This window comes from Mesorhizobium sp. XAP4, from assembly GCF_029269325.1.
GTDB classification, from domain to species: Bacteria; Pseudomonadota; Alphaproteobacteria; order Rhizobiales; family Rhizobiaceae; genus Mesorhizobium; species Mesorhizobium ciceri.
The window spans coordinates 912,199-936,496 of sequence record NZ_JARIXW010000001.1 but is presented as its reverse complement, the minus strand read 5'-3'; the positions used below and the strand labels follow the sequence as shown (position 1 = coordinate 936,496).

At 63.4% G+C, this 24,298-nt stretch carries 21 protein-coding genes; 4 read left to right on the top strand and 17 right to left on the bottom strand.

Annotated elements, in window-relative coordinates:
• Positions 1-143 precede the first annotated feature (143 nt).
• Both P3C39_RS04680 and P3C39_RS04675 read right to left on the bottom strand, forming a co-directional pair.
• Positions 144-2,063 carry a potassium transporter Kup gene (locus P3C39_RS04680; protein ID WP_013531058.1) on the bottom strand — a complete coding sequence of 640 codons (1,920 nt, stop codon included), beginning with the start codon at positions 2,061-2,063 and terminating at the stop codon, positions 144-146.
• 103 nt (positions 2,064-2,166) lie between these two features.
• Positions 2,167-2,907, bottom strand: coding sequence for a pyridoxine 5'-phosphate synthase (locus tag P3C39_RS04675; RefSeq protein WP_224621265.1), 741 nt, complete (start codon positions 2,905-2,907; stop codon positions 2,167-2,169).
• 134 nt (positions 2,908-3,041) lie between these two features.
• Here P3C39_RS04675 and P3C39_RS04670 point away from each other — a divergent pair, with 134 nt between their 5' ends.
• Entirely contained in the window at positions 3,042-3,464 is a 423-nt protein-coding gene (locus P3C39_RS04670; protein ID WP_013531056.1) for an STAS/SEC14 domain-containing protein, read from the top strand.
• Here the strand turns inward: P3C39_RS04670 and P3C39_RS04665 are convergent.
• From P3C39_RS04665 to P3C39_RS04620, 10 genes are all read right to left on the bottom strand, one after another.
• Positions 3,457-4,584 carry an ATP-dependent RecD-like DNA helicase gene (locus P3C39_RS04665; RefSeq protein ID WP_063168263.1) on the bottom strand — a complete coding sequence of 376 codons (1,128 nt, stop codon included), beginning with the start codon at positions 4,582-4,584 and terminating at the stop codon, positions 3,457-3,459. The genes P3C39_RS04670 and P3C39_RS04665 overlap by 8 nt on opposite strands.
• 144 nt (positions 4,585-4,728) lie before the next feature.
• Positions 4,729-5,076: a nitrile hydratase accessory protein gene (locus tag P3C39_RS04660; protein WP_275952772.1), complete on the bottom strand. Its 348-nt coding sequence runs from the start codon at positions 5,074-5,076 to the stop codon at positions 4,729-4,731.
• Entirely contained in the window at positions 5,063-5,722 is a 660-nt protein-coding gene (gene nthB, locus P3C39_RS04655; RefSeq protein WP_275952771.1) for a nitrile hydratase subunit beta, read from the bottom strand. The genes P3C39_RS04660 and nthB overlap by 14 nt, the downstream gene beginning before the upstream one ends.
• Complete coding sequence (nthA, locus tag P3C39_RS04650) at positions 5,719-6,342, bottom strand: nitrile hydratase subunit alpha (protein WP_064993775.1); 624 nt, start codon at positions 6,340-6,342, stop codon at positions 5,719-5,721. Before nthA ends, nthB begins: the two co-directional genes overlap by 4 nt.
• Before the next feature lie 79 nt (positions 6,343-6,421).
• Entirely contained in the window at positions 6,422-9,583 is a 3,162-nt protein-coding gene (locus P3C39_RS04645) for an efflux RND transporter permease subunit (RefSeq protein WP_024501397.1), read from the bottom strand.
• Positions 9,580-10,854 carry an efflux RND transporter periplasmic adaptor subunit gene (locus tag P3C39_RS04640; RefSeq protein ID WP_024501398.1) on the bottom strand — a complete coding sequence of 425 codons (1,275 nt, stop codon included), beginning with the start codon at positions 10,852-10,854 and terminating at the stop codon, positions 9,580-9,582. The genes P3C39_RS04645 and P3C39_RS04640 overlap by 4 nt, the downstream gene beginning before the upstream one ends.
• A gap of 245 nt (positions 10,855-11,099) precedes the next feature.
• Entirely contained in the window at positions 11,100-11,696 is a 597-nt protein-coding gene (locus P3C39_RS04635; RefSeq protein WP_024501399.1) for a LysE family translocator, read from the bottom strand.
• A gap of 130 nt (positions 11,697-11,826) precedes the next feature.
• Positions 11,827-12,399, bottom strand: coding sequence for an acetolactate synthase small subunit (gene ilvN / locus P3C39_RS04630; protein ID WP_013531048.1), 573 nt, complete (start codon positions 12,397-12,399; stop codon positions 11,827-11,829).
• Positions 12,400-12,484: 85 nt separating this feature from the next.
• Positions 12,485-14,266: an acetolactate synthase 3 large subunit gene (locus P3C39_RS04625; protein WP_082826477.1), complete on the bottom strand. Its 1,782-nt coding sequence runs from the start codon at positions 14,264-14,266 to the stop codon at positions 12,485-12,487.
• Positions 14,267-14,523: 257 nt separating this feature from the next.
• Positions 14,524-15,678, bottom strand: coding sequence for a DUF6600 domain-containing protein (locus P3C39_RS04620; RefSeq protein WP_275952770.1), 1,155 nt, complete (start codon positions 15,676-15,678; stop codon positions 14,524-14,526).
• 420 nt (positions 15,679-16,098) lie between these two features.
• Between P3C39_RS04620 and P3C39_RS04615 the strand changes: the two genes are divergently transcribed.
• Complete coding sequence (locus tag P3C39_RS04615) at positions 16,099-17,901, top strand: NAD(P)/FAD-dependent oxidoreductase (protein ID WP_063172441.1); 1,803 nt, start codon at positions 16,099-16,101, stop codon at positions 17,899-17,901.
• A gap of 75 nt (positions 17,902-17,976) precedes the next feature.
• Here the strand turns inward: P3C39_RS04615 and P3C39_RS04610 are convergent, their stop codons facing one another.
• Entirely contained in the window at positions 17,977-18,567 is a 591-nt protein-coding gene (locus tag P3C39_RS04610; protein WP_013531044.1) for an HD domain-containing protein, read from the bottom strand.
• Positions 18,564-19,715, bottom strand: coding sequence for a gamma-butyrobetaine dioxygenase (locus P3C39_RS04605; RefSeq protein ID WP_275952769.1), 1,152 nt, complete (start codon positions 19,713-19,715; stop codon positions 18,564-18,566). The genes P3C39_RS04610 and P3C39_RS04605 overlap by 4 nt, the downstream gene beginning before the upstream one ends.
• A 121-nt stretch (positions 19,716-19,836) precedes the next feature.
• Here P3C39_RS04605 and P3C39_RS04600 point away from each other — a divergent pair, with 121 nt between their 5' ends.
• A complete protein-coding gene (locus P3C39_RS04600) occupies positions 19,837-20,712 on the top strand; it encodes a LysR family transcriptional regulator (protein ID WP_275952768.1) in 876 nt (291 codons plus the stop codon).
• Positions 20,713-20,716: 4 nt separating this feature from the next.
• On the opposite strand, the gene P3C39_RS04595 is transcribed toward P3C39_RS04600, so the two are convergent.
• The 3 genes from P3C39_RS04595 to P3C39_RS04585 are packed head-to-tail and all read right to left on the bottom strand — an operon-like array spanning position 20,717 to position 22,165.
• Positions 20,717-21,244, bottom strand: coding sequence for an N-acetyltransferase (locus P3C39_RS04595; protein WP_013531041.1), 528 nt, complete (start codon positions 21,242-21,244; stop codon positions 20,717-20,719).
• 44 nt (positions 21,245-21,288) lie between these two features.
• On the bottom strand, positions 21,289-21,597 hold the full coding sequence (locus P3C39_RS04590) for a hypothetical protein (protein ID WP_013531040.1): 309 nt from the start codon (positions 21,595-21,597) through the stop codon (positions 21,289-21,291).
• Positions 21,598-21,601: 4 nt separating this feature from the next.
• Positions 21,602-22,165 carry an XRE family transcriptional regulator gene (locus tag P3C39_RS04585; protein ID WP_027160588.1) on the bottom strand — a complete coding sequence of 188 codons (564 nt, stop codon included), beginning with the start codon at positions 22,163-22,165 and terminating at the stop codon, positions 21,602-21,604.
• A gap of 154 nt (positions 22,166-22,319) precedes the next feature.
• On the opposite strand from P3C39_RS04585, the gene P3C39_RS04580 reads away from it, so the two are divergent.
• The gene (locus tag P3C39_RS04580; protein WP_024501408.1) at positions 22,320-24,149 is read left to right on the top strand and encodes an ATP-binding protein; all 1,830 of its coding nucleotides are present in this window, start codon (positions 22,320-22,322) and stop codon (positions 24,147-24,149) included.
• The last annotated feature ends 149 nt before the right edge of the window (positions 24,150-24,298 follow it).

Sequence of the window (24,298 nt, the reverse complement as noted above, 5' to 3'; positions counted from 1 at the left end):
CCAGGACATGTCGAGATTCAGGTCAGGCTGGACCGAGAATGTGGGTTCCGAGAACCGGAACGGAGCGGACACTTGGTCCGTGAGTACCGGAAGCGCAGGAACCTGCCGTTCGCAGGCCGGCCTCACCTGAATATCGGCATGTCCTAGATGGCCACCTGAGTGCCGATCTCCACCACGCGCCCGGTCGGGATCTGGAAATACTCCGTCGCGTCGGCCGCCGTGCGCGCCAGGCCGATGAACAGCCGGTCCTGCCACACCGGCATGCCGGAATTGGGCGAGGCCTTGAGCGAACGCCGCGACAGGAAGAACGAAGTCGTCATGATGTCGAATTTCCAGCCCTGCTTGCGGCAGATCGCCAGCGCGCGCGGGATGTTGGGCTGCTCCATGTAGCCGAAGGTCAGCGTTACCCGCATGAACAGCTCGTTGACCGTCTCCATTTTGACCCGGTCGCTGTCGGGCACCACCGGCTGCGGCGCGGTCACCACTGAAAGGATGACGTTCTGCTCATGCAGCACCTTGTAGTGCTTCAGGCTGTGCATCAGTGCGGTTGGCGCGCTGAGCGGATCGCTGGTCAGGAACACGGCGGTGCCTGACACCAGCTGCGGCTTCTTCTTCAACAGATTGCCGGCGAGGAAATCGAGCGGGATCTCGTTGCGGCGGGTCTTGTCGAACAGATAGCGGCTGCCGCGCACCCAGGTCCACATGGCCAGCACGATGGTGAAGGCAACGGCCAGCGATGCCCAGCCGCCCTCAAACACCTTGACGATGTTGGAGGCAAAGAAACCGACGTCGATGAAGCCGAACAGCGCCGTCAGCGAGACCGCCAGCCACAGCTTCCATTTCCAGATCCGCGTCATGACCACAAACAACAGCACCGTGGTCACCAGCATGTTGCCGGTCACCGAGATGCCGTAGGCCGATGCCAGCCTGCTGGACTCGCCGAAGCCCACCACCAGCATCATCACCACCAGCGCCAGCAGCAGGTTGACGCGCGGCATGTAGATCTGGCCGGACTGTTTCTCCGACGTATGTAGAATTTCCAGGCGCGGCAGCATGTTGAGCTGCACCGCCTGCCTGGTCAACGAGAAGGCGCCCGAGATCACCGCCTGGCTGGCGATGACCGTGGCGGCGGTCGCCAGCACGACCATCGGGATCAGCGTCCAGCCTTCATTCATTTCGAAGAACGGATGGCCGACGACGCCGTTCTTGGCCAGCACGAAAGCGCCCTGCCCGGCATAATTGAGCAGCAGGCACGGAAACACGACCCACAGCCAGGCGAGCACGATCGGCTTGCGGCCGAAATGGCCGAGATCGGCATAGAGCGCTTCCGCGCCGGTGACCGCGAGGAAGATGGCGCCGATGGTGACGAAAGCGACATCGGGCGAATTGATCAGGAAGGCGACGATGTAGTGCGGGCTGATCGCCCACAGGATTTCCGGATCGGCGATGATGTGGTTGAGGCCGGAAAGGCCGATCGCCAGGAACCACACCGCCGTCACGGGACCGAACACCAATCCCACGCCGCCCGTGCCGAAACGTTGCACCGCGAACACCATGGCGAGAATGACCAGTGTCAGCGGCACGACATAAGGCTGGAAGGTCGGCGTGACGACGTTCATGCCTTCGACCGCCGACAGCACCGAAATCGCCGGCGTGATGACGGCGTCGCCGAAGAAAAGCGACGCCCCGACGATGCCGATGCCGAGCATCAGCGCCGAGCGCTTGGGGAAACTGCCGCGCGCCAGCGCCATCAGCGACAGCACGCCGCCCTCGCCGCGGTTGTTCGCCCGCAGCACGAACATGATGTATTTGATGGTGACGATGATGGTCAGCGACCAGATGATCAGCGACAAAACGCCGAGGATGTCACCGCGGTCGGCCACTTCTCCGCCGGAAGATGCCACCAGCGCCTCGCGAAAGGCGTAGATCGGGCTGGTGCCGATATCCCCATAGACGACACCGAGCGCGCCCAGCATCAGAACCTTGGTGCTGTGCTGTTCGACTTCCGAATGGCTCGATTGTTCGACGGGTTCTGCCTCACTACCATTATTGGTAAGGGCCATGGACGACACTCCGATAAGCGCGCGGTGCTCTACGCTTGCTGCAATGCAATATCAAGTGCCGTCGCGTAATGGCAGCCATGCCTGCCATGCGAGGCTGCCATTGCTACCACCCGCAGGCCTTGAGGAACCGACCCACCGTGCCGGCCATGCCATACTCCAACGCGTCGGCTGTCAACCCATGTCCGATCGACACTTCGGCCAATGCCGGAATGCGCCTGGCAAGTGCCGGCAGATTGCTGACCACCAGATCGTGCCCGGCATTGACCTGAAGCCCGGCGGCAAGCGCGGCGTCTGCTGTTTTTCCCAGCCTTTCCAGCTCTTTGGCCGCTTTGGCGGAATCTGTGTGATAGCTGCCGTATGGACCCGTATAGAGCTCGATGCGGTCGGCGCCGGTGTCGCATGCGGCCGCCACCCAATCGGGGTCCGGATCGGAAAACAGCGACACGCGAAAGCCCCCCTTTTTCAGACGCTTGACGATCGGTGTGAGGAACGCGGCCTGGGTAGCGAAGTTCCAGCCATGGTCCGATGTCGCCTGAGCCGGATCGTCCGGCACCAAAGTCACCTGTTCGGGCTGATGCTTTTCCACAAGCAACAGGAAATCCTCGGTCGGATAGCCTTCGATGTTGAATTCCGCGCGCGGAAACTCGTCGTCGATCAGCGAGCGAATCTCGGGCAGATCGGAGTGTCTTGTATGCCGTTCGTCGGGGCGTGGATGCACCGTCAGCCCATGCGCTCCGGCCGCCAGCGCGATGCGGCCGATGCCGGTGACGCTGGGCCACGGCAGGTCGCGCCGGTTGCGCAGCATGGCGATGGCATTGAGGTTGACGGAGAGCTTTGCAGGCATGCGGGTGGCCTCGGAAATCGTTAGACGCGCCCACCTATAATGCCTTTGACGGGAACAGTAATGCCTTTGGTGGGAACAGACTGGGGGTTTCGGGTGTTCCAAGCCTGATGAACCAGCGGGGAAAGGTAGCGCCGATGAATTTTCTTGATGAGGTGCCGGCAATCCGCCGTATCGAGACCAGCCGTGACGACCTTTTCGCCATCGATGTCGTCGGGCATGTTTCCGCGGCCGATGGTGAAAATCTTTTCGGATTGCTGGAGGCAGCCTACGCCCTGCATCCGCGCGTCGATGTGCTGGTGCGCCTCGTCGACCACGACGGCGTCGACTGGGCCGACATCGCTGACGAGACCCTGAAGCAGGGCGCCATTCATGCATTGGAACATGTCGACCGTTGCGCGACGATCGGCGAACCGGACTGGATAGCGGACGCACAACGCTTTCTGCCGTCCTCACCACCCATCGAAATCAGGCATTTCAGGACGGAGGACGAGGCTGCCGCCTGGCAATGGCTTGCCGCACAGCCTATCGGGGCAACAGCATCCGGCGCCCCTACCTGACGATCGTCAGCCGCTCGGCCGCCCGCGTGATGGCGGTGTAGAGCCAGCGCTGGCGGGTTTCCTTGAAGGCCCAGCTTTCATCGAACAGCACGATCTCGTTCCACTGCGAGCCCTGCGCCTTGTGCACGGTCAGCGCGTAGCCATAGTCGAAATCGTCGAAGCGCTTCTTCTGCTGCCAGGGGATATCGGCGTCCGGATCCTCGAACGCCGCCTTGAGCAGCTTGATCTTGGCGACGCCGCGATCCGGATCGTCCTCTTCCGGCGACACCAGAAGGTTGATGCCGGGCTTCACCGTCTCGCGCGACGATGTCATCACCTTCCACAGCGAGCCGTTGAGCAGGCCCTTTGCCGGATCGTTGCGCAGGCAGACCAGCTTGTCGCCGGCTTGCGGATAATCGGCATTGAAGCCCTTGAGCTCGCGCAGCCGCTGATTGTAGCGGCGCCGCGTGCGATTGGTGCCGACCAGCACCTGGTCCGCCTTCAGCACCAGTTCCTGGGTAACGTCTTCCTTGCCGATCACCTGCGCCGTGCCATAGTCGCCACGCATGAACTCGCGGCCCTCGCGCACATCGAGCGCCAGCCGCAGGATCGGGTTGTCGCGCGCCTGCCGGTGGATTTCGGTGAGCAGAAAATCCGGCTCGTGGTCGGTGAAGAAGCCGCCGCCCGAGATCGGCGGCAGCTGGCCGGGGTCGCCGAGCACCAGGATCGGCGTGCCGAAACTCATCAGGTCGCGGCCAAGTTGTTCGTCGACCATCGAACATTCGTCGATGACGACCAGTTTGGCGCGCGAGATCGGGCTCTGCCGGTTGAGCGAAAAAGTCGGCGACATCGACGTCTTGCCGGTGATTTCGTCCGACACCGATTCCTCGCCTTTCGGCCTATAGATCAGCGAATGGATGGTGCGGGCGTTGACCGCGCCCTTGGAGCGCAGCACCTGCGCCGCCTTGCCGGTGAAGGCGGCGAACTGCACCTGGCCGTCGACATGCTCGGCGAAATAGCGCGCCAGCGTCGTCTTGCCGGTGCCGGCATAGCCGAACAGCCGGAACAGCTGTGGCTGGCCGATCTTCAGCCAGCGGGCGACCGCTTGCAGCGCCTCGTCCTGTTGGGGAGAGAATTCCATCAGCGCGAGAGACCGGATTCGCAAGGGAAAGACAAGACAGCCGCCATCATCATCGATGCGCCGGGACGCTTCAGTGCCGCCGACGGGTCAGGCTATCAGGCACAGACAAGAACGTAAAGGGAACATACAAGCTCACCCCAGACCTTATCGAATCCGCTGGGGATCGTTCTCCAGCAGGATCGGCTTGCCGTGCGGGGTGGCATGCGCGGCGCGCTCCCAGGCCTCAGCCATCGCGTCGACATCCGACTTGGCAGCCAGTCCCTTCGAGGCAAGCAGGCTTTCCAGTACCGCCAGCCAATGTTCGTAATAATCATGGCCGTCCGCTGCGGCGCCCGGTCTTTTCACTTCGCTCGACAGCGCCTGCGCCCACTCGCTCCACGAAAACAGGCCCTTGTCGTGCAGCGCCACCGTCATGGCGAAGGCCTCGGCCTGCCACGGCTCGGCGAACACCGGCTCGTCGAAACCTGGCGGCAGTTCTTCACGCAGGCTCAAGATAGCTCTCCCAGGCGTCTATCGACACGCTTAGCGTCGGGTCGGCCCCCTCGCCCCAGATCTCCGATCCTTCGAAAACCACGGTGTAGACCCATTGCGGATTTTCGCCGTGTCCATGCGCGTTGCTGTCGGGAAAAACAAAACCGTCGTGCACCGCCTCGATCACGCCGTGCTTGCCGCGTGCGTAGCGCGGCAGCCGCGTGTGGCCGGTCGGGTTGAAGTTCTTGGTCCGCACGGCGTCGCCCGCCTTGAACCGCGCCGCTTGCGCCACCGGCCGGTCGCAAGGGCTGCCCTTGGCCAACACCGCGGGCACGTTTTCCGCCTTCAGCACCCTCTTGGGAGTCGCTGCTGGATCGACTGCCTTGCCCGCTTCGAGATCGCGCTGGCTGACGAAGCCATGGCGCTTCAACAGCACCTCCAGCGCCTTGATCCATATCTCGTAGTAGCTCGATGAATAGTAGACAGCCGGATGCAGCGATTCCCGTGCATGCCGGCTCTCGTCGATGTTCCAGGCGCCCATGGCGCCGGCAGTCAGCGTCACGCCGAGCGCCCGCCTTTCCCAGGCGGCATGGAAGTAAGGTTCGTCCTTTTCCGGCGCGACCGGGCCGAACCCCATCTGTCCGCCGAGATCTTGCGGCCCGTTCATGCCGGCTGCCCCTCTATTCCAGGTCTTTGGGCCAGGCCGGTGCCGATCATCGCGTCACGGCTGACCAGCTCCGCCAGCCGCTCCTCGCTCCAGCCCTCGGTACCCTCGGGCCGCATCGGCACGACGAGATAGCGCAGCTCGGCAGTGGAATCCCAGACGCGGATTTTCTTGTCCGCCGGCAGCGTCAGCCCGAACTCTTCCAGCACGCCGCGCGGATCGATCACCGCGCGCGAACGATAGGGCGGCGCCTTGTACCAGACCGGCGGCAGGCCAAGCACCGACCATGGATAGCAGGAGCACAGCGTGCAGACGACGAGATTATGGGTGTCCTGCGTGTTGAACACCGCCTGCATGTGCTCGCCCTGGCGGCCGGTATAGCTCAGCGATGCGATCGCCGCCGTCGCGTCGCGTTTCAGCCAGTCGGCAAAGGCTGGATCGCTCCAGGCTTTCGCCACCACCCTGGCCCCGTTGCGCGGACCGATCTTGGTCTCGTAGGTATCGACGATGACGTCGATCGCGGCCGGATCAATCAGCCCCTTCTGGGTCAGGATGGTTTCCAGCGCACGCACGCGGGCGGCAAACGGATCGAGTTCGTTGTCGTGGTCATGATCGTGTGACATGGCTACAAACTACGTTTGCAGTGATGCCGCCGCAAGCGCGACGGCTTGGGCCAGCGGACCATGGCGCCAGCTCTACCCCCTATTCGGCGGCCGCCCGCTGCGGCTCGGGCAGCATGTCTTCCCTGGGCTTGAACAGCGAGGGCTGATCCCCCGCTTCGACCGAGCCCGGCTCGCCCTTGCGCTTCGACCAAAGCCCGACCAGCCAGCCCGAGAAATTCTCCATGTAGACATAGATCACCGGCGTCACGAACAGGGTCAGTGCCTGCGAGGCAAGCAGGCCGCCGACAACGGCAACGCCCAGCGGCTGGCGCAGTTCGGCGCTGGCGCCGGTGCCGAGCGCAATCGGGAACGTGCCCATGAGTGCCGCCAGCGTCGTCATCATGATCGGCCTGAAGCGCATCAGGCAGGCCTTGTGGATCGACTCGGTCGCCGACATGCCTTCTCGTCGCAACTCAAGCGCGACATCGACCATCATGATGCCGTTCTTCTTGACGATGCCGATCAGCATCAGGATGCCGATCACCGCGATGACCGACAGATCCATGCCGGCGAAGCGCAGCGCAACGACCGCTCCCAGCACGGCCGACGGCAGGCCGGTGAGGATGGTCAGCGGGTGGATGAAGCTTTCGTAGAGGATGCCGAGCACGATGTAGATGGTCAGGATTGCGCCGCCGACCAGAAAACCCTGGTTGGCCAGCGAATCCTGGAAGGTCTTGGCCGTGCCGGCAAAGGTCGTCGAGATCACCGTCGGCATGCCGATCTGCTCTTTCAGCGCATTGATGCGCGTCACGCTGTCGCCCAGCGCCACGCCCTGCGGCAGATTGTAGGAGATGGTCACGGCTGGAAGCTGGCCGAGCTGGTTGACGGTCAGGGCGCCGGCCGTGCGATCGACGCGGGCGAAGGCGCCGAGCGGAACAAGACTGCCGCTCGCCGTCCTCATCTGGATGGCCAGCATCCGCTCGGGCGACCACTCGATCTTGGGATCGAGCTCGGTGATGACCTCATAGCTGTCGGCCGAACCGAAGATGGTCGAAACCTGGTCGGTACCGAACCCGCCATAGAGGGCGGAGCGCAATGTGTCGGTATCGATACCGAGCTGGGCGGCCTTGTCGCGATCCACCACCAGCGTCGCCTGCAGCGCATTGTTCTGCAGGTCGCTCGTGACGTCGGTGAAGCTCGCATGGTCGGCCGCCATCGCGTCGTTCAGTTTCTGCGCCCAAATATCGGTGAGGCCGGTATCAAGGCCCTGAACCACGAGCTGGTAGGCGCTTGCGGACGACCGCGAGCCCAGCCTCAAATTCTGCACCGGCTGCATGTAGGTCTCGATGCCCGCCACGCCGGCCAGTTGCTTGCGCAGATCCGCAAGCACCTTCTCTATATCGGGACGCTGGTCCTTGCCCTTGAGCTGGACGAAAAGCTGCCCCTGGTTGAGCGCGTTGTTGCCGCTGCCCGCCGACCACGCCACATGGTCGACATAGGGCGAATGCGAGAAGACGCTGGCGACCTGCCCTTGCAGCCTGGACATGGCGTCGAACGAGATGTCCTGGCGTGCGATGGTGGTCACCGATATCTGGCCGATGTCCTCCTGCGGGAAGAAACCCTTCGGCGAAGTCTGGATCAGCCACACCGACGCTGCCGCGGTGCCGACGAAGACGAGGAACACCAGGAAGGTGTGCCGCAGGCAGAAGCTCAAGACCCTGTCGTAGCCGCGCGTGACGAGGTCCTGCTTGTGACCGGGGCCATGCTTGTCGCGGTCGGCTTTGGTCACCGACAGCAGCCGCGAGCACAGCATCGGCGTCAGCGTCAGCGACACGAACATCGACGCCAGGATGGCGACCGTCACCACCACGGCGAACTCGTTGAAGATGCGCCCGATAACGCCGCCCATCAGCAGCACGGGGATGAAAACCGCCACCAGCGAGATCGAGATCGAGATGATGGTGAAGCCGATTTCGCGCGCGCCCTTCAGCGAGGCGTCGAAGGCCGACAGCCCGTCCTCCTCCATGTGGCGGAAGATGTTTTCAAGCATCACGATGGCGTCGTCGACGACGAGGCCGACCGCCAGCGTCAGGCCCATCAGCGAGATGTTGTCGATGGAAAAGCCGAACAGGAACATCGCGCCGAGCGTGGCGATCAGCGAGATCGGCACCGCCACGGCCGGGATGATTGTCGCCGTCACCCGGCGCAGGAACACGAAGATCACCATGATGACCAGGGCAATGGTGAGCAGCAGCGTGAACTGCACGTCGCTGACCGCCTGCCGGATCGAACTGGAGCGGTCGTTAAGCAGCTTGATGTCGGCGGCGGCCGGCATCTGGTCCTTGAAGGACGGCAGCATCGCCTTGACCTTGTCGACGACGTCGACAGTGTTGGCGTCGGGCTGGCGCTGCACGGCCATGATGATCGCGCGCGTACCGTCATACCAGCTCGCCGTCGTGGTCGTCTGCACCGAATCGACCACGCGGGTCACCTCGCCCAGCCGTACCGGGTGACCGTTCTTGGTGGCGATGATGATGTTGGAGAAACCGGCGGCGTCGGTCAGCTGCGTGTTGGCGGTGATGGTGAGCTGCTGCTTGTCGTTCTGGAGCACGCCGAGCGGCGTGTTGCTGTTGGCCGAGGCAACCGCCGCCTGCAGCTGATCGATCGAGATGCCGCGTGCGGCAAGCGCGGTCGGGTCGATCTGGATGCGCACCGCGTATTTCTGCTGGCCGAAGATCGAGACCTGCGCCACGCCGTCGATGGTCGACAGCGACGGCGAGATGACGTTTTCCGCGAACGCATCGAGGTCGGTCAGCGGAACCGTGTCGCTGACCAGCGACATCAAAAGGATCGGCGCGTCGGCCGGATTGACCTTGCGATAGCTCGGCGGCGCCGTCATCTGCGGCGGCAATGATTTCTGCGTGCGCGCGATCGCCGCCTGCACGTCGGCCGCCGCCGCGTCGATGTCTCGGTTGAGCACGAACTGGATGGCGATCGAGGTCTGGCCAAGCGAGTTGGTGGTCGAGATCGAATCGATGCCGGCGATGGTGGCGAACTGCTTGATCAGCGGCGTCGCCACCGATGTCGCCATGGTTTCCGGCGAGGCGCCGGGCAGCGAGGCCGAGACGTTGACCACCGGGAATTCGGCGCTGGGCAGTGCGGCCACCGGCAGGAACTTGTAGGCGAACAGCCCGCCCAGCACGAGGGCGAACGACATCAGAAGGGTGGCGACGGGCCGGCGTATGCAGAATTCGGAAATCATTGGGCGGCCTCGCCGGCGCTGGTCGCCTCGGCCACCTTGGGCGCAGCGGCACCCGCCGTGGTCTTGCCTTCATGCACCGCGGCGCCGTCCTTCAGCCGTGTCTGGCCCTCGGTGACAACCTTCTCACCGCTTTTCAGCCCCTGGCTGATGGCGCTGTTGTCGCCTTCGGTCAGCGCCACCTGCACCGGCCGCATCTCGACCGTGTTGTCCGGCTTGACCACATAGACGAACGGGCCCTTCTGGCTTGGCTGCACCGCGACGGTAGGAACCGATGTCATCTGCGGCATGATGCCGGCGTCGAGCACGACATTCACATACTGGCCGGGCCATAGCGAAAGGTCGGCATTGGGAATACTTGCCCGCGTCGCGATGGTGCCCGACGCGGTGTCGACGCTGGAGTCGACGAAATCGAGCGTGCCCTTGCCGATCGGCGTCGCGTCACCATCCTTGGTCAGTGTCACCGCGCCCTGCTGCGGATTGGCAAGCGCCTTGTGCAGCAGGGCGAGATTGCTTTCCGGCAGATTGAAGTTGACCTGCAGCGGGTCCATCTGGGTGATGGTCACCAGCGGGGTCGCCGTGCTGCTGTTGCCATTGCTGACGGTGACGAGATCGCCGACGGCGACGCTGACCGCACCCAACCTGCCGGAAATCGGCGCCGTGATCGTGGCGAAGCCAAGCTGGACATTGTCGGCGTCGATTGTCGCCTTGTCGGCTTCAACGGTCGCAGCGGCAGCCTTCTGCGCGGCGACGGCCTGGTCGTAGGTCTGCTGCGTGCCGGCCTGCTTGGCAACCAGATCCTTGGCGCGCTGGAGATCGGAATTCGAACTGGCAAGCAGCGCCTGGTCCTTGGCGAGCGCAGCCTGATCCTTTGCCAGCTGCGCCTTCAGCGCCCGGTCATCGAGCGAGAACAGAACGTCGCCGACCCTGACCATCTGCCCATCCTTGACGTCGATCGAGACGATCTGGCTGGACACCCGCGCGTTGATGTTGACGACGGCGGGAGAAGAGACGAAGCCGATCGCATAACGCCGGATCGGGAAATCGGCTGTCGAGGCGACGGCCGAGAGGATGGAAGCCGAGCGGGCGGCACCGCCGCCACCTGCCGCCTTGTCGCCCGCTGCCGGCTTGCCGGTTGCCGATTTGTCCGCGGCAGCGACCTGCTTTGCGCCGATGAGCTGCTGAGCCTTGCTCAGCGCGTCCGGAGACACATAGAGCCAGGCCGCGCCCGCACAGGCGGCGGCAAGCAACGAAAGAACGACTTTTCCACGCATGGTCAAAGGCCCTCTCCACCCGACACGTCGTGGTCCGATGGTTCTACTCTAGCGCAAATCACGGCCCGTTGCCGCGATTTCGCCGAATAGATAGGACGCGCCTTTGTCGGAAAAGGGCCAAAACACGGCATTACGAAGATTTAATGTGCACTGCACAATGGATGTGCAACACGGGCTGAATCCCCATCCGACGGCTTGCGAGCCATCGCCTTCCGGCCTGAGACGACCAGAATGCGCGTCTCGACCTATTTGAGCATCGGCCAAAGCGTCGCCGCCAGCAGCACGCCCATGGCGATGTTGAACCATTTCAGCCGTACCGGGTCCGACAGGAAACCGCGCAGCGCGGTGCCGAACCCAGCCCACACCGAGACGCTCGGCAAATTGACGATGGTGAAGGCCACAGCGATCAACACCACCGACAGGAACGGGTGCTCGGCATTGGCATAGACGGCCATGGCGGTGATCGCCATCACCCACGCCTTGGGATTGACCCACTGGAATGCAGCCGCCTCGATGAAGCGCATCGGCCGCGCCTTCGTCTCGCCCTTGCCGGTCAGCGTGCGCGACATGGCGATCTTCCAGGCGAGGTACAGAAGATAGGCGCCGCCGGCGATCTTGAGCGCGGTATGCAGCGCCGGAAACGCCGTCAACACAGCGCCAAGGCCAAGACCGACGGCAAGCAGCAGCACGAGGAAACCCATGCTGATGCCAAGCATGTGCGGAACGGTTCTGACGATGCCGAAATTCACGCCCGATGCCAGAAGCATGAGATTGTTCGGCCCCGGCGTGATCGAGGTCACCAAGGCGTAGACAAGCAGGGCAAGGAAAGCGTCAAGCGACATGGATATCCTCCCCGACAACAGGATCGTTGTCTCTTCTCGGCAACCCGCAAAGGCCCACGGACGGCCCACAGCGGGGCCAGAAGCCTCACTGTGGAAGCTGGTTGGCGCGACCGGCGCCAGCACCGAAGGACTACATCGCCTGCGGGCCGCGGTTCAACGCCGCCACGCCGGTGCGGCAGATTTCGACCAGGCCGAGCGGCTTCATGATGGCGATGAACTGATCGATCTTGGAGCCCTTGCCGGTGATCTCGAAGATGAAATGCTCGGTGTTGGCGTCGATGACGCTGGCGCGGAACGCATCGGCCAGCCGCAGCGCCTCGACCCGGGCCTCGCCGATGCCGGCGACCTTGACCAGCGCCAGTTCGCGTTCCAGCGGCCGCTCCTGGCCGGATTCATGCGAACGCACGGTCAGGTCGACGACGCGGTGCACCGGCACGATGCGCTCCAGCTGGTGCTTGATCTGCTCCAGCACATGCGGCGTGCCGCGCGTCACGATGGTGATGCGCGACAGGTGTTTTTCATGCTCGGTCTCGGAGACGGTCAGGCTCTCGATGTTGTAGCCGCGCCCGGAAAATAGGCCGATGACCCGGGCAAGCACGCCCGGCTCATTGTCGACCAGCACGGAAAGCGTGTGGTTTTCCGGCTTTTCCGTTTCCTTGGCGATAAAATAGGCCGAACCGGTCGGTTGTAGCTGTGCGTTCATGACATGAATCTCGATTTCAAGCTCTTGAGCCAATTCTTTGTTTGCGCAGGGCTTTCTCGCGACAGCCCTGCCTTGGTTCTGCCGGCTACACCAGTTCCCTGCCCTTGGCGTCGATGGCATTGGCCACCGCCTCGTCGGTCGCCTCGTCGGGCAACAGCATCTCGTTATGCGCCTTGCCCGACGGGATCATCGGGAAGCAGTTGGCGAGCGTCGCCACGCGGCAATCGAACAGCACCGGCTTCCTGACCGAGATCATCTCCTTGATCGCGTCGTCCAGCTCGTCCGGCTTTTCGCAGCGAATGCCGTGGCCGCCATAGGCCTCGGCCAGCTTGACGAAGTCCGGCATCGCCTCGGTATAGGAATGCGACAGCCGGTTGCCGTGCAGCAACTGCTGCCACTGCCGCACCATGCCCATATACTGGTTGTTGAGGATGAAGATCTTGATCGGCGCATTGTGCTGCACCGCCGCGCTCATCTCCTGCATCGTCATCTGCACCGAGGCGTCGCCGGCAATGTCGATGACCAAAGCGTCGGGATGCGCGATCTGCACGCCGAGTGCTGCCGGCAGGCCATAACCCATCGTGCCCAGCCCGCCCGACGTCATCCAGCGGTTCGGCTTCTCGAAACGATAGTGCTGCGCCGCCCACATCTGGTGCTGGCCGACCTCGGTGGTGATGTAGGTGTCCATGCCCTTGGTCAGTTCGTAGAGCCGCTCGATGGCGTATTGCGGCATGATCACGTCGTTGTTCATCTTGTAGGCGAGCGAGTCGCGCGCACGCCATTTGGCGATCTGCTCCCACCATGGGTAGAGCGCCTTCTTGTCGGCCTTGGCGCTCGCCCGCCACAGCCGCACCATATCCTCCAGCACCCGGCCGACATCGCCGATGATCGGCACCTCGGTGTGGACGTTCTTGTTGATCGACGACGGATCGATGTCGATGTGGATCTTCTTCGAGTTCGGCGAGAAGGCGGTCAGCCGGCCGGTGATGCGGTCGTCGAAGCGCGCGCCGATGCAGATCATCACGTCGCAATCATGCATGGCCATGTTGGCTTCATAGGTGCCGTGCATGCCGAGCATGCCCATCCAGTTCTTGCCTGATGCCGGATAGGCGCCGAGGCCCATCAGCGTCGAGGTGATCGGGAAACCGGTGAGATCGACCAGTTCGCGCAGCAGATGGCTCGCTTCCGGGCCGGAATTGATGACGCCGCCGCCGCTGTAGATGATCGGCTTCTTGGCGCCCGCCATCAACTCGACCGCCGCCTTGATCTTCTCCAGGTCGCCCTGGACCTTTGGCTGGTAGCTGGTGCGTGGCGCGATCTGCGGCGGGACATAGAATCCCTTGGCGAACTGCACATCCTTCGGGATGTCGACGACGACCGGACCGGGACGGCCGGTGGTCGCGACATGAAAGGCCTCGTGGATGGTGGCGGCGAGCTCGTTGACGTCCTTCACCAGCCAGTTGTGCTTGGTGCAGGGGCGCGTGATGCCGACCGTATCGCATTCCTGAAAAGCGTCCGAGCCGATCAGCGAGGTCGGCACCTGCCCGGTCAGGCAGACCAGCGGGATCGAATCCATCAACGCGTCCTGCAGCGGCGTCACCGCATTGGTGGCGCCCGGGCCGGAGGTCACCAGCATCACGCCGGCCTTACCGGTCGAACGCGCATAGCCTTCCGCCGCATGGCCGGCGCCCTGCTCATGGCGCACCAGTATGTGCTCGACCTCGTCTTGCTGAAAAATCTCGTCATAGATCGGAAGGACAGCGCCGCCGGGATAGCCGAAGACATGCTTGACGCCATTGTCCTTCAGCGCCTGCACCACCATTTCGGCGCCCGTCATCTCGCGCCGCTCGTTCTGTCCGTTGCTCATCGGTCTGGTCCCGTACTGTCGCCATTGGGCGTTTGCTGGTCGTTTAGTCGTGTTTCAGGCAATAAAAAAGGCCCCCGAGGGAGCCTGTGTCTTGCGCATGGGGGGTTTTCGCCCGGCGGTTACACCGCCTTGCCCACGCGCTTTCCTACGAGAATGAGTGCTGTTTTCATGGTGGCGGACACTAAGGGCGGGCAAGGCGACCTGTCAACGGGAAAAATCGCACCGGCGCGCACAGCGTGCCGGCGCGATTGAGGCGATCAGCCCGGCGCCTTGCAGCGGGAAACGCGCGGATCGCATCTGGACACCTTCCTCGCCTGCATCTTCGCTGGCGGATGGTGAGGTGCCACCCTTGCCGGGCCATGGTGCTGGGGCACGTGCATTGCCATCGCCTGCTGATGCGGCTTCTGTTGCCCGGCACCGCGTACAGGACGCTGCCCCGAGACCGGCTTGGCCGACCCCGGTTTGGCCGACGATTTGACAACGATACGTCCATCGCCCGCGGTCCTGTCGGCATGCAGCTTGAGCGCATCGGCCTTCGCGCCGTTGCCGGCGACCATCCGCTTGCGCACAGTGTTGCCAGGCTTCACGACGGCTGGATTGCTGGCAGCCACCGCGCCCGGGGAAATGGCCTTGCCGCCGATCGCAGTCTTGGGGCCCGCCACGATTTGCCCGTTCCCCATTGCATTGCCGGCAAGCCTCTTGATTTCGGCGCCCCTGGAAGCATCGAGACGTGCACTGGCAAACACGCCTTTGGGCGGAGGAACCAGTCTTGCCGCCTTGATCGATTCCATGACGGGCTTCGGGAGTTGCTGCAGCCGGGGTCCGGCATTGATTGCAACCACCTGGTTGCCAAGCCGCACGCGTGGCGCATTGTTGACCACGAACGTCTGGTTGATGAATGTCGTGTTGCGCACGATGACGACGTTCTCCTGAACCGGCCGCACCACCCTGACCAGATCCACCGCGCCGATCGCCGCCACCGGCACGAAACACCACCAGGCGTCGTCGAAGGCGGCACCGACGTCGGGCGGCGCCGGAGCCCAGCCGACATCATTGCCGCCCTGACGCCAGACCACCCAGGCTGGCGCCCATTGATCGCCGGCGATCCACACCCAGCCGAAATCGGGATCATACGCCCAGCGGCCATAGTGATAGACGACATCGCCGAATGGCTCGGTGGACTGCCAGTACCAGCCATCGTCGGTCCAGACCCACCTGCCTTCGGTGTAGGGCCGCCATTGGGTACGCACCGAGGGAACCCAGACATCGCCGAAGCGGCTGGAGGTTCGCCATCCGCCATAGTTCGAAAGCCTTTCGCGGACGGTGACGGAAATTTCCGCCGCATGCGCCTGTGTTCCGGGCAGCACCAGCGGGCCGGTCACCGTCGCACTCAAGGCCATGACCGCGGCCATTGCTGCAGCACGTCCACGCCGGCCGAGAGAGTGGCGTGAAGACGCTTGGAAAAAGGATATGATAATCATAACGGGCTCCAGAGTTCCGCATCCAGAAAATCCCGGGAACCGCCCTGCTGCCCGCCACCGCTTCCCGGCTTCTCACCGATCGGTTGTTATCGGCCCCGGTGACCGCATTGCGGCATTTGACCATCAACTTTGCGCGACCGGCGCGGCATTCACAAATGGGACGTTCGTTTCCGGCGCCCGGGCGATTGCGAAACCGCCGGGTGATCCCATTTTGCGAATAAACCATTGAAACCGCTGGAAACTATGGTGGGGCGTGACGAGGGCCGCCATCTCTGACGATACTTGATCGTCCGGCGGCAAGCCCGTCGGAGCCATCACCATGACGATCTGGATTTCACGGGAGGAAACCTGATGCTCGACAAGCCCTCTAGCAAGAAACTGTCTGACGTACTCGACCAGTTCGGCGCCGCGCTTGCTGCCAATGACATCGAGAAGGCGGTCGATTGCTTTCAAGAAGATTGCTACTGGCGCGACCTCGTTACCTTCACCTGGAACATCAAGACCATGGAAGGCCGCGACCAGGTCCGCGACATGCTGAAAAGCCAGTTGTCGAACACCAGGCCATCGCACTTCGCCATCGCCAAGGGCGAGGACGCGACCGAGAGCGGCGAACTGATCGAGGGCTGGATCAGCTTCGAGACGGAGGCGGCACGCGGCTTCGGCCATATCAGGCTGAAGAACGGCAAGATCTGGACGCTGCTGACCACCATGGCCGAACTGAAAGGCCACGAGGAGCCGGCAGGCTTCGCGCGGCCGATGGGCGCCAGGCACGGCTCGGGCAAGAACCGTCCGACATGGAAGGAAGAGCGCGAGAGGGAAGCCGCCGAGCTCGGCTTCAAGACGCAGCCCTATACGGTGATCATCGGTGGCGGCCAGGGCGGTATCGCGCTCGGCGCGCGGCTGCGGCAGCTTGGCGTGCCGACCATCATCATCGAGAAGAACGAGCGTGCCGGCGACAGCTGGCGCAAGCGCTACAAGTCGCTCTGCCTGCATGACCCGGTCTGGTACGACCATCTGCCCTATATCGATTTCCCCAAGAACTGGCCGGTCTTCTCGCCCAAGGACAAGATCGGCGACTGGCTGGAAATGTACACCAAGGTAATGGAGCTGAATTACTGGTCCTCGACCGAGGCCAAAAGCGCTTCCTATGACGACAAGACGAAGGAATGGACCGTTGTCGTCCACCGTGACGGCAAGGACATCACGCTGAAGCCGAAGCAGCTGGTGCTGGCGACCGGACAGTCCGGCAAAGCCAATCTGCCGAAATTCAAGGGCATGGAGACCTTCGAGGGCGATCAGCACCACTCGTCGAAGCATCCGGGTCCCGACGCCTATGCCGGCAAAAAGGCCGTTGTCATCGGATCCAACAATTCCGCCCATGACATCGCTGCCGCACTTTGGGAAGCCGGCGCCGACGTGACCATGGTGCAGCGCTCGAGTACCCATATCTCCAGGTCCGACACGTTGATGGAAATCGGACTGGGTTCGCTCTATTCGGAGCAGGCGCTGCAGAATGGCATCACCACCGCCAAGGCCGATCTCATCTTCGCTTCGCTGCCCTACAAGATCCTGCACGAGTTCCAGATCCCGGCCTATGCCGAGATGAAGAAACGCGATGCGGCATTCTACAAGGGACTGGAAAAGGCCGGTTTCATGCTCGACTGGGGCGACGACGAGTCCGGCCTGTTCATGAAGTACCTCAGGCGCGGCTCTGGCTATTACATCGATGTTGGCGCATCGCAGTTGGTCATCGATGGTTCGATCAAGCTGAAGAGCGGCGTCGACGTCGAAGAGATCAAGCAGCACTCGGTTCTGCTCAGCGACGGGTCGGAACTGCCTGCGGACCTCATCGTCTACGCCACCGGCTACGGCTCGATGAACGGCTGGGCCGCCGATCTGATATCGCGCGAAACCGCCGACAAGGTCGGCAAATGCTGGGGCCTCGGCTCGAACACCACCAAGGATCCCGGCCCCTGGGAAGGCGAGTTGCGCAACATGTGGAAGCCTACACAGCAGGAAGCGCTGTGGTTTCACGGCGGCAACCTGCACCAGTCACGCCACTATTCACAATTCCTGGCGCTGCAGCTGAAGGCCAGGCAGGCCGGCTTGGCGACGCCGGTCTACGGGCTGCAGCAGGTGCATCACAAGGGGTAGGCGAGCGCGATTCCGGCGAAGCCGGAAGAAAGAAAGGAGGCAGGGCTTGCACCCTGCCTCCTTCCTTTGAGGGAATTACGCCGGCTTACCCGCCGCGAATTGCGTCACCACCCGCTGCAACAGCGGCACGTAATCGCGAAACGTCCGCGTCTTCATGTTGGCAATCTTGCCGCTCTCGTCCCAGATGCGGACCCGGACCGCTTCCTCATGGAACGGGTTCTTGCGGAACTCGGCCACCTCCTCGGCATTCATCGGCCCGCCCTGCAGCGACAGCGTATGCACCGAGGCCTGCGACAGCTTGCCGAAATAAGTCGGATCGGTGGCGCAGAGATAGCGCTTGGCGGCGACATGCAGCCTGACGCATTCGACGATGACAGGTGGAAAGAACGGCGCCAGCACTTCGCCGCCGGCTTCGTCATGATGCTTGTCCTCGACATCCTCGGGCGAATAGGTGCCGAACTCGCTGGTGTAATGGCCAATGTCGTGCAGCAGCGCCGCCGCCACCAGCTCGTCCGGCGCGCCGTCCTTTTCGGCGAACCAGGCGCCCTGCAGCATGTGCTCCGACATGGTGACGGGTTCGCCGAGGTAGGATTCCGCACCCCGGCGCTCGAAGATGTCGGCAATGAATTCGACGATATTGTCCGCGTTCAAATCCTGGCTGCTCATTCCGCCGCCTCCTTGAACCCGTGTTCTATCGACGCGAGCGTCGACAGCAGGCCATCCTTGTCGGCGTAACAGCCCTGCAGCCAGCGCTTGCCGGTTCCGGAAAACGCCTTGCGGGCGTGCATGACGCGCGTGTTGTCGACGATGAAAGCCTGCCCCGCTTCGAGCTTGAACGTCACTTCGAAGGATGGATCCTCGATCAGTTCGGCGAACCGGCGGTAGGCCGCGTAGTACGCCTCGATATCGGCGAAGGGCACGTCGACCGTCGGCGCCAGCGAGCGGTTGTTGAAGCGGATGCAGATCAGCTCGCCATCGGGCCCGAGCTCGATCATCGGCCGCTTCGCCTGCAGCCGCACACCGGAAGAGCCGGCATATTCGAAGCGCGCCGGGCATGAGCTCAGCAGCCGGAAGCCTTCCGGGTTCTCAGCCTGCAGCGCAGCCGCGACGGCAAATCCGTCGACGACGCTGGATTCGCCGCCCTCAACCGTATTCTCGATGCAGGACAGGATCTGCAGCGTCGGCACGGGGTCGCGATAGGGATTGTCGGTATGCGCCTGGAGCCCGAGATTGGTGTAGGCGAGATTGCTCGGATTGACCTCGGCGCGCACTTCGAACCAGCGCCCGTAATTGGTCTCCCTGATATAGCCGAACAGATCGGACACCTTGCACAGCGCTCCGGATTCGGCCGGCAGATCGTCCATCACCGCAAAGCCATAGGTTTTCACCGCCGACAGCCATTGCCCCAGCACAGCGCGATCACGGCTGGCCGCAGCATAGCCGGCGCGCGGCACCGAATTCTGCATCGAGGCCTTGGTCCATCGCACGGTGGCCTCGTCCGTCCAGCCGGGCTGGCGGGCCGCATCACGATCATAGGCATTGGCGCTCAGCCATGCCGCCGGGAAACTCACCGTTTTCTGCTCCGGCACGAAGCTGACTTCCAGGGCGCCGCCCTTGACCGATGCAGCGCCGATCCTGGTGTCGGCGGGAATGTCGAGGATGGTGATCAGCCGTTGGCCATTGCCGGCGCTGCGCGTCTTGTCGTCCAGCGCATTGTCGCGCAGCCACATGGCGTGAAAGCGGCTGCGCGACCCGTCCTTCCAGCCAAGTTCGATTGTTCTACCTTCGTCGCCGACCAGCGCCTCGGTGAGCATGGAGATCCGTTCCTGTCCATTGCGTCCCCCGCAGCTGATCCGCAGGGTTTCGATTGCATGTTGATCGCGCGAGAGGCATAATTCAAATTATCCTTTTTTGGCCAATGACCACGATATACTAATGTCTCGAACCACACCCCTGCCGCCGCTCGACTGGCTGCGCAGTTTCGAGGCTGCGGCGCGGCTGTCGAATTTCACCGCTGCGGCAGCCGAGCTTGGCCTCACCCAGGCTGCCGTCAGCCAGCACATCCGGTTTCTCGAGGAGCGGCTGAAGACACGTTTGTTTTCGCGGCTGGCGCGCGGCGTCGCCCTGTCCCCGGAGGGGGCAGCCTACCTCCCCCACATCCAGTCGGCCTTCGCCACCATCGGCAACAGCACCGCGGAATTGTTCGAGCCACGCGCCGTCCAGACCGTGACCATCCGGGCGCCGATTTCCTTTGCCTTGCTGATGCTGGTTCCGGCGCTGCCCGATCTCGCGAAGGCACTGCCGCGCATCCAGCTCGACCTGGTGACGATCCATCGCCCTACCGATTACGACCTGCCGGGCTCGGTGCTCGATATCCGTTTCGGCAACGGATCCTTCCCCGGCCGCGAAGCCGACAGGCTGACCGCCGAGCGGCTTGTGCCGGTGGCGGCTCCGGGTCTGGTCGGCGACGCAGACTGGACCTCCTTGCCGCTGCTTCTGGTTGCCGGCGCGCGCGAGATGTGGGCGGAATGGTTCGCTGCCGCCAGGCTGGCCGGCCATCCCAGGCGATCGCACCGCTTCGACAGCTTCGTTGCCGCCATGGAAGCGGCCAAGACCGGTGCCGGCGTGCTTTTGGGCTCGCGGCCGCTGGTCGATGCGGCGCTCGACAGCAAGACGCTGGTCAGGCTTTCCGACTTCGAACTCTCCAGCACATCGGGCCATTTTCTGACCAAGGCGTCGACAGCGCGCCTAACCGGCGCCGAGCAGGATTTCCGCCAGTGGTTGCTGTCGCGCCTCTCCGCGCCGGCATGACCGGTTACGAGATTTGCCCGATCCGCTTCCAGTAGATCAGCGTGCCGGTCAGCCCGCCATGCGGCTTCAGTGCATAGTCCGGTATCTCACCGGCCAGCGTGAAGCCCAACCGCTCATAGAGGCCTGAGGCGCCCTCCTCGGTTGCCGTGTCCAGAACCAGCAGCGTGCGGCCCTTCTCCACCGCAAGGCTCTCGGCGGCCCGCATCAGGCGCGTTCCCACGCCCCTGCCCCGGTAGTCTGTGCGTGTCATCAGCTTGGCGATCTCGGCCCGGTGCGGCTGGTTGGGCGGACAGTCGAGCAGCAAGGTCACGGTGCCGACCAGGTTTTTGCCGTCCCAGGCGCCAAGCACCGCTCTTTCGCCCCTTGCCGCCGCGGCCAGCGATTTCTCCCAGAAACCCCTCGCCGCCTGCGGCGCCAAGGGATGCATGAAGCTGACCGAACCGCCTGCCGCCACCGTTGCGACCAGCAATTCGGCCAGCCCGTCCTGCGTCTCGGCAGCCGGGGTCAGGGTTGCGATCTCGATCGAGTTCATGTGCGGGATATCCTGTGATTGCGATAGAAGCGGGCGCATTGCCGTCACTCCAGATGGCGCGCGCGGCGACGCTTTCGCGCCGCCTTGATGGCGCTGATGCGGTCGGCATCTTCGTGCCCGAGGTGCCGCCCGCGCTCGAGAATCTCGAGCGTGTACTCCTCGTAGGTCAGGCCAAGCCGCTCGGCTCTGTCCATGCGCAACAGCATGACCTCGTGGCTCGGCGCCTTCCACGCCTTGGCGTGCGCTGCCTGCCAGGCCAGGAAGATATAGGGATCGCCCGTGCCCCATGGCGGGCCCTTGTACTCATCGAGAGGCGGCCCCCCATTGTGGGAGCGCTTTGGTCTCTTTGCCATTGTGTCAGCCTCTGACCAGGGCGACCAGATAGTCGGCGCCGGGCTCCAGGGCATGGAAGGTGCAGTCCGACGGCGCCCCAAGCGCCAGGCAGTCGCCGGGCTCGAGCTTGTGCGCCATATCGCCTTCGATGAATTCGAGCCGCCCGGAAATCAGCCATATCTGCTGCTTGATGAAGGCGTATGAAGCAGCCGGAAAACTGACCCTGGCGCCCGCCGGCAGATGCACCTTGATCAGTTCCAGCGGCATATCGCCAGCCGGCGAAAGATGCCGCCTGACATAGCCGGTATCGGGATCGCGCCATACCGGCTGGTCGGCCTCGCGCAGCAGCCCGCCGCCCTGCAGCTCGGCGCGCGCGATCAAGGTCGACAGCGTCATGCCGAAGGCCGACGCGATGCGCACCAGAAGCGCCGCCGTCGGGCTGGTCTTGCCTCGCTCGATCGTGCTGAGCATCGCCTTCGAGACGCCGGAATGCTCCGCCAGTTCGGCCAGGGACCAGTCACGCATGACCCTTTCGGCGTGTATCCTGCGGCCTATCGTCGAGGAAATTTCGTTCGCTATATCATCCATATGTCTATTATAGCGAAATATTGACGCCGGAGAAGAGCCGCCTTGCGACAATTTTCACAGGCCCCTTAATGCTCTCTACACCATCCGACCTCATCGGGCCTTAACCCCATTCGGGTAGGATCGACTCTCCAGGGAAATGGGGATTGGCCTGTCCATGTATGTCGAACGCGAAGCCTCCGTGGGGGAACCGACCTCGCAGGAGCGCCGCCAGACCGAGCAGAACGACAAGCGCATCCTCGGCAATGTCGTGCAATGCGACGGCGCTCGCGCCACCATCAGCGCCTATGCGGACGATGCCGACGGCGCGGTGACCGGCCTGTGGACAGTCGGGAAGATGATTTCCATCAATCTCGGATCGACGCGAACCGTCGGCCTTGTCTACGCGATCGGCAAGTCGGACCGCGCCTGGAGCAATGAGGGCCAGAACGCCATCGAGGTCAGCATCGAGCTGATCGGCGAAGTCCGTGACGGTGCGGAGCCCGGCGCCAGACCGGTCTTCGACCGCGGCATCACCACCTATCCGCATATCGGCGCCGTTGCGCATCGCATCCGCACCCGCGACCTGCAGGCGGTCTATGACCTTGCCGGGCGTCATTCGATCACGATCGGCACGCTCGCGCAGGACGAGACGATCGCCGCCAACATCGCTATCGACGATACGCTGGCGCGTCACTTCGCCATTGTCGGCACGACCGGCGTCGGCAAATCCACCGCCGTTTCGCTGCTGCTGCGCAAGTCGATCGCGGCACGGCCGGATCTGCGCATCCTGATCCTCGACCCGCACAACGAGTTCGCGGCATCGCTGCCCGAATACTGCGTCAGGGTCGATTCCAAAACCTTGGATCTTCCGTTCTGGATGTTCACGCTGGAGGAATTCGCCGAGGTGCTGTTCCGGGGCCGCGAGACCGAGCCGGAAGAAATCGATGCCTTGCGCGACCTGATCCCGGCCGCCAAGAATCTCTACCGCAACCCGAATTCGGGCTCCTATATCAGGCGCGGCAGCGATGCGCTGACCGCCGATACGCCAGTGCCTTACCGCATCGCCGACCTGCTCAAGCAGATCGATGAGCGCATGGGCATGCTCGAAAGCAAGACCGATCGCCCGACGCTCAAATCGCTGAAGACGCGCATCGAATCGGCGGCGGCCGATCCACGTTATCGCTTCATGTTCAACTCGCGCCTGATCGAGGACACCATCCACGAGACGATCGGCAACATCTTCCGCGTGCCGCATCATGGCCGTCCCGTGACCTGCTTCGAGATGGCCGGCATGCCGTCCGAAGTGGTCAATTCCGTCTGTTCGGTGCTGGCGCGCCTGGCCTTCGATCTCGCTCTGTGGAGCGAAGGCAAGCTGCAGCTTCTGTTTTTGTGCGAAGAGGCGCACCGCTATATGCCGGCCGACCCGCGTCTCGGATTCGCGCCGACCAGGCATGCGCTGTCGCGCATTGCCAAGGAAGGCCGCAAATATGGCTGCTATCTCGGCGTCGTCACCCAGCGCCCCGGCGAGCTCGACCCGACCATCCTGTCGCAATGCTCGACCTTCTTCGCCATGCGGCTTGCCAATGAGCAGGACCAGGCGATCATCCGCTCGGCGATTGCCGACTCTTCTGCCTCGACGCTTGCCTTTCTGTCCTCGATGGGCCAGCGCGAAGCCATCGCCTTCGGCGAAGGCGTGGCGACGACCATGCGGCTGAAGTTCGAAAAACTGCCGAGCCACCTGCTTCCCGGCACCGCCAAACGCGAAGAGGCCACGTCGAAGCCGGGCGACGATGTCGATCTGGTGGCGATCGTGGAACGATTGCGCAACGTGCCGAAATCGACGCAGCAGGCGATGGCCTTCGCCGAGGTCGTGGATTCAGGCCGCCAGGCCGGCGACCCCGACTACCGCAAGCCACCCGCCGCACGCCCGCCATCGGACGACGATTTCGACATGCGCTACGGCCTCAAGCCCGCAACCTTCGGCCTGCGCCCGCAAAACGATTGAGCTTGCGACCCGGCTGTTCTGCCGGCCGATTGAGAAGCCGCGCTAAGCTCGCGCCCTGCCTGGACCGCTTGGGTAAATCCCGTCAGGGAATTCGTCAGGCTGAGTCGGGTGGTGCTGTTTTCGAGAACCGAAGCGGAGCGGACATTTGA

Bases quoted from the DNA above. Each gene is read 5' to 3' on its own strand.
- P3C39_RS04580 (WP_024501408.1), top strand. From the start codon at position 22,320: ATGTATGTCGAACGCGAAGCCTCCGTGGGGGAACCGACCTCGCAGGAG.
- P3C39_RS04610 (WP_013531044.1), bottom strand. From the start codon at position 18,567: ATGAGCAGCCAGGATTTGAACGCGGACAATATCGTCGAATTCATTGCC.
- P3C39_RS04600 (WP_275952768.1), top strand. From the start codon at position 19,837: ATGTCTCGAACCACACCCCTGCCGCCGCTCGACTGGCTGCGCAGTTTC.
- nthB (WP_275952771.1), bottom strand. From the start codon at position 5,722: ATGAACGGGCCGCAAGATCTCGGCGGACAGATGGGGTTCGGCCCGGTC.
- P3C39_RS04640 (WP_024501398.1), bottom strand. From the start codon at position 10,854: ATGCGTGGAAAAGTCGTTCTTTCGTTGCTTGCCGCCGCCTGTGCGGGC.
- P3C39_RS04670 (WP_013531056.1), top strand. From the start codon at position 3,042: ATGAATTTTCTTGATGAGGTGCCGGCAATCCGCCGTATCGAGACCAGC.
- P3C39_RS04625 (WP_082826477.1), bottom strand. From the start codon at position 14,266: ATGAGCAACGGACAGAACGAGCGGCGCGAGATGACGGGCGCCGAAATG.
- P3C39_RS04675 (WP_224621265.1), bottom strand. From the start codon at position 2,907: ATGCCTGCAAAGCTCTCCGTCAACCTCAATGCCATCGCCATGCTGCGC.
- P3C39_RS04595 (WP_013531041.1), bottom strand. From the start codon at position 21,244: ATGAACTCGATCGAGATCGCAACCCTGACCCCGGCTGCCGAGACGCAG.
- ilvN (WP_013531048.1), bottom strand. From the start codon at position 12,399: ATGAACGCACAGCTACAACCGACCGGTTCGGCCTATTTTATCGCCAAG.
- P3C39_RS04605 (WP_275952769.1), bottom strand. From the start codon at position 19,715: ATGCTCACCGAGGCGCTGGTCGGCGACGAAGGTAGAACAATCGAACTT.
- P3C39_RS04590 (WP_013531040.1), bottom strand. From the start codon at position 21,597: ATGGCAAAGAGACCAAAGCGCTCCCACAATGGGGGGCCGCCTCTCGAT.
- nthA (WP_064993775.1), bottom strand. From the start codon at position 6,342: ATGTCACACGATCATGACCACGACAACGAACTCGATCCGTTTGCCGCC.
- P3C39_RS04585 (WP_027160588.1), bottom strand. From the start codon at position 22,165: ATGGATGATATAGCGAACGAAATTTCCTCGACGATAGGCCGCAGGATA.
- P3C39_RS04635 (WP_024501399.1), bottom strand. From the start codon at position 11,696: ATGTCGCTTGACGCTTTCCTTGCCCTGCTTGTCTACGCCTTGGTGACC.
- P3C39_RS04680 (WP_013531058.1), bottom strand. From the start codon at position 2,063: ATGGCCCTTACCAATAATGGTAGTGAGGCAGAACCCGTCGAACAATCG.
- P3C39_RS04665 (WP_063168263.1), bottom strand. From the start codon at position 4,584: ATGGAATTCTCTCCCCAACAGGACGAGGCGCTGCAAGCGGTCGCCCGC.
- P3C39_RS04645 (WP_024501397.1), bottom strand. From the start codon at position 9,583: ATGATTTCCGAATTCTGCATACGCCGGCCCGTCGCCACCCTTCTGATG.
- P3C39_RS04615 (WP_063172441.1), top strand. From the start codon at position 16,099: ATGCTCGACAAGCCCTCTAGCAAGAAACTGTCTGACGTACTCGACCAG.
- P3C39_RS04620 (WP_275952770.1), bottom strand. From the start codon at position 15,678: ATGGCCGCGGTCATGGCCTTGAGTGCGACGGTGACCGGCCCGCTGGTG.